Raw genomic sequence first — 13559 nt, forward strand, 5'->3', positions numbered from 1 at the left:
TACGAGAAAAGTTGTGCAATGGATTTTTACTTATAGATTCATTCTTTAATTGTAACTCTTATTCCTTTTGAATTTGAAGAATATTCGGGCGCATACATGCTCTGAAGAGTGCTTATTCCATTGGAGAAATTACCAATATTATTGGCGCGTAGATCATATTCGAAAACGTAACTTCCTTTCGGTAAGTCATCGAAGAAAAAGTGGGTGGCCGTATCCTTGGTACTTTGATAATAACCCAAACCGTCTTGCCATTTGTATTCAGACAAAACGTCTATGGGTTCAAACCCGGAGGCTCGCATATCCTTTAAATGAACGAACTCCATGATATCTGTGGATTCAATTTCTATTCTTAAAGTAACCAAATCCCCAATTTGAATGGGTGTTTCGGGTGTAATTGGAGTCAGCTTGGTTCCTTCATTATCGGTTTTCTTAAGGAACAATGATTTTTTAATACGCATCGGACTTTCACCAGAATCAGTAATCTTATCCAAATCTTCAAAGTACTGCCAATAGACGCCACCATATCCTGGGATATCGCCTTTGTTTTTTATACGTACGGTTCCCATACTAGGATTGATTTCATTTTCATTCCAGTTTACTTTGAAGTAACCCGTTCCGGCTTCTTTTTTATGGGGTTCTAGTTTTTTCGTTTTTATCTTTTCGTTTCCAATTTCAATCATAGTATTGTCAGTAACAGAAAGCCAATTGCTTCCACTCATTAATAGCGCATAAATGGCTTCTGTGGTGGCTTTGGTAGTTCCCCAGTCTTGGGTTTGTTTATGTTTGAGAAGCCACTGTTTTAAGCTTTCAATTTTTTTGGTGTTATTGCCAATTTCAGCAAAGGCTTCAATGATCAAAGCTTGTGTTTCTATAGGTGCACGATACCAATACCAACTATTCGTGTTGTCCTTCCAATACATTCCATTTTCTTCATTGCGGACCGATTGTTCCTCCAACGCTTCCAATATAAGCTTTGGGGTTTCCGTATCACCCGATCTATGAAGAATAAGCGCGATCATCGCTTTTTTATAGAGACTTTGTGTTAACCAAGATTCTTTGCATTTATTCAAATATAGATCCGTGATCTTTTTTGCTTTTTCGTGAAGTGCATGGGAGTCTAAGAAGAAACTACGGGCGTACAGATAATGAATCTCACCATAACCAAGATACAAATCCTCCGTTTTGGTGTCTCTGGTTCCATTTCTTTCATAATCCCGTATCCATTCTTTATCCAGATAGGAAATCGCCTTTTTGATGAGGGAATTTGTTTCATATTCAAAATCCCCCAGCACATTCAACTTTTTTAGGTGACCGGAACTGGCTACAATATGGCGTGTAATGAAATCACTTTCCCTTCCACCAGAAAACCATGGAAATCCTCCCGAAGGTAGTTGTAACTGATCCAATTTGTAAAGCGCTCTGTCCTGCGCGTCCTTCACTTTTTCTGTATTGAAAAGTTGGGCAAGTTGGGATTTGTTTTCCTCATCGCTTTTTGAATCCATCGCCCAAGGGGACTCAGAAATAAGGATGGACTTTAAAGATTCATTTTCTTCCAGGGAAGAGGGTAAAGAGTCCTTAGCTTCCCAACTCTTGAAGACTTCTTCTATTTTGGGATTTTTAGCAACGATATCTTGGGCCAACGCATTGGCATAAAAACGTGAGAACGTTTGCTCCGCACATTCATGGGGAAATTCCATTAAATACGGGAGCGATTTAAGGGCTGCCCATGCTGGGTTCGATGTATATTCTAGCATAAACCTATGATTCTTTTGAGAATTGGAAGAAGGTTTTTTCAATTTCTCAAAAGCAATTTCCCGTGATTTTCCAGCGGGAACCCATAGAGGTCTGGATTCCGTAACCAACATTCTATTGGCTAAAACAGGCAGCACAGCCGTTTCCCCATCACTATGAGTTCCTGCCTTAGCTACTATTTTATATTGAATGGCTGGAATTCCTTCAGGGATTTTTAGCTTCCAAGAAACCGAATAATTTCCCTGGGAAGGAATGGAGAAATTCTGGGTAGGCGAAAGTGGAATGATGTCTTTGCCAATAGGTTCCATGGTAAGCCCATCCATAAGTTGTAGCAAAGCAGTGCCGTTTAACGAGGCTTCAGTTAGATTACTAATCTTGGCACTTAGTGTAATGGAATCATTTTCCCGAAGGAATCTGGGCGGATTGGGTATGACATTGATATTCTTTCGTGTAACGGCCGATTTTTCCAATGAGCCTATATCTAGATTTTTGGTATGTGCCAATAGCATTAATCGCCATTTTGTCAAAGCCTCTGGGGAATCGAAGGTGAAGGATAGTTCCCCGTTTTTATTTGTTCGTAATTGTGGAAAGAAAAAAGCGGTTTCCTTGAGGTCATTTCTGGGTTCCACTTGGGTCAGTGCTTCTAAGCCTTGCTTGGTGGTGATGATAATCACTCCATTTGATCCGGATTGTCCATAAATTGCTTCTGCACTGGCTCCTTCCAGAACAGAGATGTCTTCTATATCTTGAGGCAATAAAGTAAAAGCTTTATCCTTAGAGTTTATGGGAACACCATCTATGATAATTAGGGAGCTTCTTTCAGCGTTATAAGAAGCGGTGCCGCGTATCCTTATTTGTCCGCCATTTGCCCCCGGAATACTGGTAATGTTCACCCCAGCAGCTTTTCCAGATATTAGCCTTTCAATTTCTCCATTCAAATATTTAACGGTTTTGTATGATAGCGAATAGGCCAAAGCTTTTTTGCTTTTCATGCCAGCCGTCGCCATGATAACAACTTCACTTAAGGACTGGGCATCGGCCCTCAAGGCCATATTATACGTGCCAGATTTACCAAGGGTTAATTCTGTATCTATATATCCGAGGTAGCTGAACAGTAATTTTGATCCTTCGGGGGCATTAATGGAGTAAAAACCATCCAAATCGGTTTGTGTTCCTATACTCGTTCCTTTAATTATTATGTTTACAAAAGGTAAGGGTAGGCCGCCTTCATCAATTACAATTCCACTTATGTTCCCCTTGGCTTGCTTTTTTACTTTTTCTCCCAGTCTGGATAAATAGGTTTTGTTTGCGTGATCTCCTGAACCGAAATTTAATCCATACCACTCCAGGCTATGGTAATTTTTAAAATAGGCTATCGGATTTCTAACTTTAGGAAAAACAAATCCCTTGAATTTCGTTGTGCTAAATAAATCAAACCTTCCCACATTAGGGGCACCATAGCCATAGTATTCATCAAAATATAGATCGGTATTCCAAGAATGCGATTTAAACTGATCCAGAGACGTATCATACATAGAGGCAAGCACCTCTGCATTGGCTGCTTTTCCATTCGGATCTGTAATCTTAAAACTCCAGGTTTCTTTTTGATCGGGGGTAAGCTTGTTTCTGAAGCTCAGTGTTTCAATAGTTAGGCTTTCATTGTCTTTTGGGAATTCGACAGAAAATTCCCTTTCATAGAAGCTATTGAACTTAATGTAGTACAGATTAAAATCCAATCTGTCCTCGTATTTCCAGCTTACAGGTATTTTTATGGCCGTTTTTCCTTTTGAAATAGGGAAGGTTTCTTTGAATACTGGTTTGTCTTTATGATAGGCCGCTAGGTTTACATTGAGACTTTCGCAAGCTGTTCTAAGTTGTATCTCGACATAACCATCTTTTTTATGATCGGAATTGATGATTTCATATGAAAATATCTGATGGTCCGAAACGGTATCTTGTTTGGGATCATAAACACTAAATATTTTTGTAATGGAAACGGTGTCTTTTAATTTATCTATAGCCTTCACTTCAAGTTCGTACGTCCCGGCTTGCCATTCGGAAATTTTTTCAAGAGCAATGGAAGTAGATGCTTCTATTTTTCTTTCATCGGAAAATTGAACAAACTCCTTTTTCCAATTTTTTTTCAGATCCCTAGCGTCGTAGGGCTCGTTTGGAAATAGGGCAATAAACTTGTCCTTTGGCAGGTAAGGCAGTTCTACCGGGTCCCATGGTTTTTTCCGTAAGACCCTTTGCTGTCCTAAAAGTTTGTGAATGGTAATTTGGGCATTAGCCGTAATGGGTTGACCATTCAAGTTGGTGGTCTTTACTTCAAATTCTTGAGGTTGGTTCAAATCCATTTTTGTAGCAATGGATACATTTACTTTTAGGTTGTGAAATCCAACCTTTACTACCTTCGAAGCGCTTCGGGTTTCACCATTAGAATCGATAACATCAGCGTTCACGTCATATAGAAAAATAGGTCTATTCTTTGGGACGGAAAGGGAATCGGGTCGTGTGGCAAATTTAATTTCGAATGTGCCTTTGTCATTCGTTGTGGTTTCTCCGGTATCGACGACTTTTTCAGAACCTCCATATCTCCAATCGGATTGTTTTCTCGTTATGGAGAATCGAACTTTTGCGTCAGATATGGAAGCTCCCAGAAGGGCCTTTGCCGTTCCTGTTACCCTAATACTATCCCCAATTCTATAGCTCTCGGTTACATCGTCAAAGTTCACTTCAAACCTAGGGCGTTTGTATTCTTCTACGGAGAATTCGACCTCTGCATATTCAAGATCGTCAATATCTTCGTAATATGGATCATCGTCTTCATCGTCGGTGCCGTAGTCCTCGTCCATTTCTATGGTGAACTCTCCCGTAAGTGCATCCTTGGGAATTTTGAATTCTCCAGTAACGGACCCAAACTCGTTGGTCTTTAAACGGTATTCTTTAATCTCATCGTCATTGGCATCGTAAACGAAAATGGAGACGTACGTATTAGCAACGGGTTTAGTTACTTTATTTTTCCGATCGACCAAAAGTCCTTTAAAGTAAACAGTTTGTCCTGGGCGATAAATACTCCTATCCAAATAAATGAACATTTGTGCAATATGGTCATCATCATCGTCGTCATAGTCATATTTCTGGCCCAAATACACATTCTTGGTGGATAGCGTGTCTTCGCGATATGACGCTTTTAATTCAAGATGATGGTACCTTTCATCACCTTTTTTTATCGCAAATTCTCCCTTACGGTCTGTCTGTCCATTTTTTTTGAATCCTTTGTTTCCCAAAACGGAAATCTTTACTCCTTCTATAGGGGTGCCGTTTTCCCTGTCCATAACCTTGATTGTGGTAGATTTGTCATTTTCCATTCGGATGAAGGAAAGTTGGGTGGCTGTAACTATACCATAACTGTAGATGTCTTCGATGAAGTCTGGCTTTTCCTTATTGGATGCTGCGATGAGATAAGTGCCTACATCAAGGGGATCAATATCTATTTCGGTGGAGTATTTATAATAATTTTTTTTTGGTTGTAGTATATATAATCTCGATTTATGGGGGCTTTGATTCTGGACCATTTGAAAGACCGTACTGTCTCTTTTAAAGGAAGGTAAATCAACAAACTTATTTAGGTCGATCTTGTAAATAGCCACGAAAAGACTATCGACTCCCTTAAAGTTGGCTTTCGCAAGAAATGGCTTCCCCGGAAGAACGTATTGCTCGGCTTCAATGGATAGCTCCTTTTCTTCCACCTTCTTTTTTAAAATGGAGCAGAGTGTTCCACCATCAGAGTTGGGAAATCTTTTAATCGCGGCATTGCAAATCTCCAAAGCGCGAATTTTGTTTTTGCTTAAAGTTTGATCCTCCTTTGCATCCCTTTTTTTACTCGCATCTATGAGAAAGTCCGCCATTTCATAATCCACGGAAGACGAGGATTCATGATTTCTATACGTTTTTGATAAGTTGATCAAAGCATCGAAGTAAAGCTCATTACGATTATCAACAACCCCTTTTTGTTTGGCGAACTTCAATCGCCCCAAAACTGCATCTATATATGCGGTCGTATCCTTGTCATTATGAAAAAGTTCCAACTCTTGATACAGCTTCAATGCATTTCTATAGGAGTATATACTGTCTTTGGTGTAAAAAGCTTCTTTTACGAATTCTTGGGTAGGTTTATAAATGATCGGGTCGTTCAGCACAAAATTTCCTTCACTAGCCCTTACGTACCACCTGTTGGTTCTATAATAATTTATCGCTCTATGGACTAGGAAATCAAAAAGGGTAGGGCGAAATTTATTAGAAGTATTACTATGGGATAGGATGGCTTCAAAGTCGGTTATGGGTATCTCTTGCAGGGCTTTCGGATTCTCCAAGGACAATCTGTAGTGTCGCGCTATTTGAGAATGAAATGTATAAATGTCCCACTTTTCAAACTCACTTGAATCTTCTGGGAAATCCACTTGAGTACGCTGCCTGATCCTATATCTATCTTTGCTCAAGTATTGTTCTAAAAACCCTGCGTAGACGGACTCAAGAATTGCATTTGTTGGGAATTCGGATTCACTAATGGCAGATTCCAATTCGGCAACAATTTTACGCTGGGCATCTTCATCTAGAAGAAGTGTAAACTTGGATTTATAGATGAAGGCCTTAATATATTGACCTCTTACCTCGTTGCGCTTAGCCCTTTTTAGGATTTTATCTACGACTGCATCGGCACTTTTTATTTTGCCTTCCAGTTCAAATAACTCCACCTGGCTCCAAAGTTTATCGTATTTGGATTGTGCATTGGCAATTGTAACGGACAAAAGGAAAATGCAGAGCAGGATGCTATTTTTCATGATGGTTAACTTTAGTTGGAACCAAGTTCAGTAATTATAAGTTAAGGGAAAATTAAGATTGAGTAAACCCCAGGTTTCGTTAAGTTAACGCTACATTTCGGCAATTAAGTACATCACCAACTACCAGAAGCGCCACCGCCTCCAAAGCCACCGCCGCCAAAACCACCACCAAAGCCGCCTCCGGAGCTCCATCCGCCACCCGAAGAACTGCTGCTGCCACCGCCCCAATCGGAACGCCCCATATTGCTTAGTATGATCACGTCTAACAAACTGCCGCCACCACCATTACCGCCGCCACGACCATTTTTCTTATAGGTCAAGGCAATGAAAAGAATAAAAAAGATGAGCATTACAAGGAACTGTCTAAGCACCTTGTTGTCTCCAAACTCACGATCTTCGGTGTATTCGCCATTCAAATAGGCAAACATGGCGTCGGTTGCCTTGTCAAGACCTTCGTAGAAGTTGCCATTTTTGAAATTGGGCACCATGATCCTATTAATGATCCTTTCGGCATCACGGTCGCTAATGAGGTACTCTATGCCGTAGCCAGTATTGATATCGACCGTGCGGTCATCTTTGGCTAGTAAGATGAAAATCCCATTGTCCTCATCGGCTTGGCCAATGCCCCAGGCATGCCCCCATCGAGCACCCAATAGGGATATGTCTTCTCCTTTGGTGGTACTTATAATGTATACTACAATTTGGGTAGAAGTGCTATCTGCGTAATTCTCTAGTTTATTTTGAAGTGCTGTTTGCTGTCCCTTACTTAGTAAATCGATTTTATCGTAAACCGCTTTCTGTTCGCTCTTCTTTGGTTTCTCGGGAATGTCGTATTGGGCAAGGAGTACACCCGAAAAGAAAACCGTTAGAAACAGGCAAAAAACCAAGCGATATGTATAGATACCCTTGTTCATTTAGCGGGTAGAGATTTCATTGGGCAATTCGTCTTGGTCATCTAGGGTATACGGGAAGTGTTGTTTCAATTGCTTTCCGGCTTCCAAAATGCCTTCCACTAGTCCTTGTTTTATATGGCCTTGCGAGAACTGTGCAAGGATGCGATCCTTGGTGCTTTCCCAGAAGTTGCCCTCTACCACCTCATTAATGCCCTTATCACCCATGATAACCAGCTTTCGGTCTTCCACGGCAATGTAAATGAGCACCCCATTGGCATTCTTGGTATTGTCCATATGTAGAAAATGAAAGACTTCTTGCGCCCTATCGAAAACATTACCCTCGGCATGTGCTTCTAAATGCACACGAATTTCCCCGGAAGTCTTCAGTTCGGCCTGTCGTATGGCTCCAATTACTTCCGATTCTTCTTGCGGGCTTAAGAATGCTTCTACCTTAGACATGATGATTAAAAGGTCTAATTCCCAAAGTCGAAATCAACCTCAGGGGCTTGGTCAGCGCCCTCTTCAGCTTCGAAGTAGGGTTTTTTATTGAAACCAAATGCTTTGCCAATAATCACAGAAGGAAAACTTCTTGTTTTCTCATTATAGGGGTTTAAGGTTTCATTAAAGCGATTCCGCTCTGTATTGATTCTATTTTCTGTGCGCTCCAGCTCGTTGATCAATTCCTTGAAGTTTTCATTGGCCTTTAAATCAGGGTATCGTTCAAAAACGGCCAATAGCCGCGCTAGGGCAGAGGAAAGTCCGTTTTGCACTTCCTGAAACTGTGCCAATTGCTCTGGTGTTATATTACTGGGATCGATCGTTACGGAGGTCGCCTTGCTTCGGGCTTCAGTTACCTTAATGAGGGTTTCCTGTTCAAACTCGGCATATCCCTTGGCGGTATTTACGATATTAGGAATAAGATCGGCCCTGCGCTGATAGGAACTTTCTACATTTCCCCATTGGGCTCCAACATCTTCATCAAGGCTAACAAAACTGTTATACGTAGGTATACCCCATAACAATAGAATCGCAGCGATTGCGATAATTGGTATCCACTTTTTCATAATTGGAAAGATTTAAAGTTGGTCTTTAATTTTCAGTAATTCAGCTTTTACTGTTTCCAATTTACGAATAATCTCAAATTTGTCGAGGGTACGTTTTTTGTTTTCTTTTAAATGCGTTTTTGCACCGTCCAACGTAAAGCCGCGTTCCTTCACCAAGTGATAGATAAGCTCTAAATTCTTTACGTCCTCTTGGGAGAACTTCCGATTTCCCTTGGCGTTCTTTTTTGGCTGGAGTACATCGAACTCCTTTTCCCAAAAACGGATAAGAGAGGTATTCACCTCAAAAGCATTGGCGACCTCACCAATACTGTAATAACGTTTTTCGGGCAGTTCTACGTGCATTAATCCAAAGATTGGTTTTCTTGTTGTGATTTCTTCAAGAGTTCTGCAAACTCTTCGGCGCTTAGGTTTCCGTAATAGAAATTAATAGGGTTGATTCGCTCGTTATCCTTAAAGATCTCATAGTGCAAGTGAGGTGCTTCACTTCGTCCCGTACTTCCTACAAAACCGATAAGATCACCACGTTTTACCTTTTGGCCTTTCTTCACATTGTACTTATAAAGATGCGCATATAAACTTTGGTATCCAAATCCGTGGTCAATTCGGATGTGTTTTCCGTAACCAGAAGCGGCATTATCGGCGCGGGTTACCACTCCATTTCCTGAAGCATATACGGGTGTGCCGCGCGGGGCAGTAAAGTCCATTCCCCAGTGAAATTTCCGCGCTTTTGTAAATGGATCGGTTCTATATCCATATCCTGAGGCCATACGGGTAAGGTCTTCATTATTTACGGGTTGAATGGCAGGAATGGCCTCCAGTAACTGCTCCTTTTCTTCAGCCAATTGGGTGATCTCATCCAATGATCGCGATTGTACCACAATCTGCTTGGTCAAAATGTCCAGTCGCTGGCTCGAATTAATGATAAGGTTGGAGTTGTCATACCCTTCCAGTTCCTTGTAGCGATTGATTCCTCCAAAACCAGCTTTTCGCTGCTCTTCGGGAATGGGATTCGCTTCAAAATATACGCGGTATAGATTATTGTCACGGTTGGCCAAATCTTCCAATACCTCTTCGGCTTGGGACATCTTACGATTCAAGATTTCATACTGAAACTCTAAATTCGCCAATTCACGCTTCATGGACTTCTCTTTGGGAGTCTCTATCCCGGGAATATTGTATAGGATTAACACCCCTAGCAAACCAAATAGAATTGCAGCAACAAAGAAGAGTGCTACAAAACCAAATTTCCTACCTTTTTTGGGCTCTATTTTTCGGTAGGATAGCGTATCGCTATCGTAGTAATATTTTACCTTAGACATAAATAAAAAGTCCTATTTTTGCGGTTGATAGAAAGCGTTACCATATGTGTGTAACGCTGGGCAAATTTAGAAATTGTTTGGCCACACAATATACGTAAATTCAATTAATCGATTTTTATGACTTCTTCTGAAATACGAAGCCAATTTTTGAAATTTTTCGAATCGAAAACACACGCTATTGTTCCTTCGGCACCCATGGTGATTAAGGATGATCCTACGTTGATGTTCACCAATGCAGGGATGAATCAATTTAAGGAGTTCTTCTTGGGAAATAAGGAAGCGAAAAACAAGCGTGTAACCGATACCCAAAAGTGCCTTCGCGTAAGCGGAAAGCATAACGACTTGGAAGAAGTGGGGATGGATACCTATCACCACACCATGTTCGAAATGCTGGGGAACTGGAGTTTTGGCGATTATTTCAAGAAAGAAGCCATTGCTTGGGCCTGGGAATTCTTGACCGAAGTGGTAAAAATTGATAAGAATATCATTTACGTCACCATTTTTGAAGGAGATGATGCCGAAGGACTGGAACGCGACAATGAAGCCTATAACTTCTGGAAGGAACATATCGCCGAAGACCGTATCCTAAATGGAAGCAAGCACGATAATTTCTGGGAAATGGGTGAACAAGGACCTTGCGGCCCCTGTTCCGAAATTCACGTAGATATTAGATCTGAAGAAGATAAGGCGAAATTGGACGGTGCTACCTTGGTAAATCAGGATCATCCTCAAGTGGTAGAAATCTGGAACTTGGTATTCATGCAATTTAATCGCAAGGCGGACAAGAGCCTTGAAAAGCTTCCCGAACAACATGTAGATACTGGAATGGGCTTTGAGCGCCTTTGTATGGTACTGCAAGGAAAGCAGAGTAACTACGATACCGATGTATTTACCCCGCTTATCCGTGAGGTAGAAGCCATTACCAATACCAATTACGGTAAGGATGAGAAAGTGGATATTGCCATTCGTGTGATTAGCGATCACGTTCGCGCAGTAGCGTTTTCCATTGCCGATGGGCAATTGCCGAGCAATTCGGGAGCTGGATATGTAATCCGTCGTATCCTTCGTAGAGCGATTCGCTACGGATTTACATTTTTGGACAAAAAAGAGCCTTTTATCCATAAGTTGGTGCCTACCTTGGTAAAGCAAATGGGGAAGGCATTCCCAGAATTGGTTTCGGAAAAGAATCTTATCACCAACGTAATTCGTGAAGAGGAAGCTTCTTTCTTACGCACCTTGGATCAAGGATTGGTATTGTTGGAGAATGTAATTAAAAATACTGCGGAAAAAGAGATTTCTGGAGTAAAGGTCTTCGAATTGTACGATACCTACGGGTTCCCAAAAGACCTAACGGCTCTTATTCTTAGGGAACGTGGCTATGATTATGATGAAGATGGATTTCAGGCCGAGCTTCAGAAGCAGAAAGACCGTTCCCGTGCCGCTACCAAAGTGGAGACGGGCGATTGGGTGGTGCTAGAAGACGATTCTGAAGAAGAGTTCGTAGGGTACGATATGTTAGAAACCAACGTAAAGATTACCCGTTACCGAAAAGTAGAAAGCAAGAAAGAAGGGGAGTTGTACCAGCTCGTATTCAATATGACACCTTTTTACCCCGAAGGTGGTGGACAGGTGGGTGACAAAGGATATTTGGAAGCTTCCAACGGAGAAGTGGTATATATTGTAGATACCAAGAAAGAGAATAACCTAATTGTTCATTTTGCAAAGAACCTTCCACGTCATCCCGAAGAGAAGTTCAAAGCCGTGGTAGATAAACTGCAACGTGCTCGTACAGCCTCTAACCATACCGCTACGCACCTGTTGCATCAGGCATTACGTAATGTATTGGGAGATCACGTTACCCAAAAGGGATCTATGGTACATAGTAGGTATATGCGTTTCGATTTCTCGCATTTCAGTAAGGTGACCGATGAAGAACTGCGTCAGGTAGAGGATTTTGTGAATGCCCGAATTCGCGAGGGTATCGATTTGGAAGAGAAGCGCAACATTCCTTACCAACAAGCCATCGACGAAGGTGCCTTGGCACTGTTTGGTGAAAAGTATGGAGATACCGTGCGTGCGATCAAGTTTGGAAAATCCATGGAACTATGTGGGGGAACCCACGTAAGTTGTACCCAAGATATTTGGCATTTTATCATTACTTCTGAAAGTGCAGTGGCAAGCGGAATCCGTCGTATCGAAGCTATTACGGGCGATGCAGCTAAGGATTACTTCGTGAATAGAAGTGAAAGTTTGAAAGGCGTTCAGAAACTGTTGAACAATTCACAGGATCCTGTAAGTACCATTCAAAAATTGCAGGAAGAGAACAACGAAATGCAAAAGCAAATCCAGCAATTGCTGAAGGACAAGGCGAAGAACCTTAAAGGGGACTTAAAGTCCGAAATCACCGAGGTGAATGGTGTACAGTTCTTGGCCAAGGAATTGGATTTGGATGCTGGTGGAATGAAAGACCTCGCCTTCGAATTAGGAGGGGAACTGGAAAACCTATTCCTTATTTTTGGTTCCAATGCAGGCGGTAAAGCGTTGCTAACCTGTTATATTTCCAAAGATTTGGTAGGAAGCAAGGAGCTGAATGCAGGGCAAATTGTCCGTGAACTTGGAAAACACATCCAAGGTGGCGGAGGGGGACAACCTTTCTTCGCAACTGCTGGAGGAAAGAATCCTGCGGGAATACCCGAAGCACTGGCTGCGGCAAAGGCATACTTAAATTAAATTGGACTTACAGACCCATATACGGTTAGTACCAGAAAAGAATCAGATCGATTACGATTCGCAACTACTGTTATTGGGATCTTGCTTTACCGAACATATAGGAGCGCAACTGGAATATTTCAAGTTTCAGAACCTTCAGAATCCTTTCGGAATCCTTTTTAACCCGGTTTCCATTTCCAAATTGGTGACAAGGGCACTTACAGATGCATTTTTTACTGAAAAGGACATTTTCAAAAAAGATAGCGTTTGGCATTGTTTTGCGGTACATTCGCTGGTATTCGATACGGAAAAGGAAGAATACCTGAAACGGTTGAATGAACTATTATCTGGTTTAAAAGAGACACTGATACAGAGTTCGCATATCATCTTCAGCTTAGGAACCGCTTGGGTACACCGCTTCAAAGAAACGAATGAGATTGTGGCCAATTGCCATAAGATTCCGCAAAAGGAATTTTCAAAGGAACTGTTGACAATGAATGAAATTTCCAAATGTCTCGAGGAGATGGTTGTTGCCATTCAAAAAGTAAACCCCAAAGTACAAATACTCTTTACGGTATCGCCGGTACGGCACATTAAAGAAGGACTGCCGGAGAACAATTTGAGCAAGTCGCATCTTATTACAGCTATCCACGAAGTAGTCGCATCTACAGAAGCTACGCACTATTTTCCTTCCTATGAAATCATGATGGACGAGTTGCGCGATTATCGGTTTTATGAAAAAGATATGATCCATCCCAATGAAACGGCCATTGCCATCATCTGGGAGAAATTCAATTCAGTTTGGGTGGCCTCAGAAACACTACCTATTCAAAAAGAAATCGATACCATACAAAGAGGATTGGCGCATAAACCTTTTCATCCCCAAAGTACCGAACATCAGGTTTTTCTAGATAATCTCAAGGATAAAATAGTACGTCTTCAAGCACGATTACCACATCTATCTTTCTCATAATAGGG

General features: G+C 41.4%; 8 protein-coding genes. 2 read left to right on the forward strand and 6 right to left on the reverse strand.

Annotated features, from left to right (window positions below; all coding sequences use genetic code 11):
* Window positions 1-38: 38 nt before the first annotated feature.
* The 6 genes from POV27_RS03610 to POV27_RS03635 form a co-directional block, all read right to left on the reverse strand.
* Entirely contained in the window at window positions 39-6596 is a 6558-nt protein-coding gene (locus POV27_RS03610) for an alpha-2-macroglobulin family protein (protein WP_272861360.1), read from the reverse strand.
* 113 nt (window positions 6597-6709) lie between these two features.
* A complete protein-coding gene (locus POV27_RS03615) occupies window positions 6710-7510 on the reverse strand; it encodes a TPM domain-containing protein (protein WP_272861361.1) in 801 nt (266 codons plus the stop codon).
* A complete protein-coding gene (locus POV27_RS03620) occupies window positions 7511-7948 on the reverse strand; it encodes a TPM domain-containing protein (RefSeq protein WP_272861362.1) in 438 nt (145 codons plus the stop codon). It lies immediately after the preceding gene.
* Between the two features lie 14 nt (window positions 7949-7962).
* Window positions 7963-8553: a LemA family protein gene (locus POV27_RS03625; protein WP_272861363.1), complete on the reverse strand. Its 591-nt coding sequence runs from the start codon at window positions 8551-8553 to the stop codon at window positions 7963-7965.
* 12 nt (window positions 8554-8565) lie between these two features.
* Window positions 8566-8895 carry a MerR family transcriptional regulator gene (locus POV27_RS03630; protein ID WP_272861364.1) on the reverse strand — a complete coding sequence of 110 codons (330 nt, stop codon included), beginning with the start codon at window positions 8893-8895 and terminating at the stop codon, window positions 8566-8568.
* Window positions 8895-9872, reverse strand: a complete 978-nt coding sequence (locus POV27_RS03635) for a M23 family metallopeptidase (RefSeq protein ID WP_272861365.1) — start codon at window positions 9870-9872, stop codon at window positions 8895-8897. The genes POV27_RS03630 and POV27_RS03635 overlap by 1 nt, the downstream gene beginning before the upstream one ends.
* Before the next feature lie 117 nt (window positions 9873-9989).
* Between POV27_RS03635 and alaS the strand changes: the two genes are divergently transcribed.
* Window positions 9990-12602, forward strand: a complete 2613-nt coding sequence (gene alaS / locus POV27_RS03640; protein WP_272861366.1) for an alanine--tRNA ligase — start codon at window positions 9990-9992, stop codon at window positions 12600-12602.
* 1 nt (window position 12603) lies between these two features.
* Entirely contained in the window at window positions 12604-13554 is a 951-nt protein-coding gene (locus POV27_RS03645; protein ID WP_272861367.1) for a GSCFA domain-containing protein, read from the forward strand.
* The last annotated feature ends 5 nt before the right edge of the window (window positions 13555-13559 follow it).

Origin of the sequence: Aureisphaera galaxeae, assembly GCF_028561275.1 — a bacterium.
GTDB classification, from domain to species: Bacteria; Bacteroidota; Bacteroidia; order Flavobacteriales; family Flavobacteriaceae; genus Aureisphaera; species Aureisphaera galaxeae.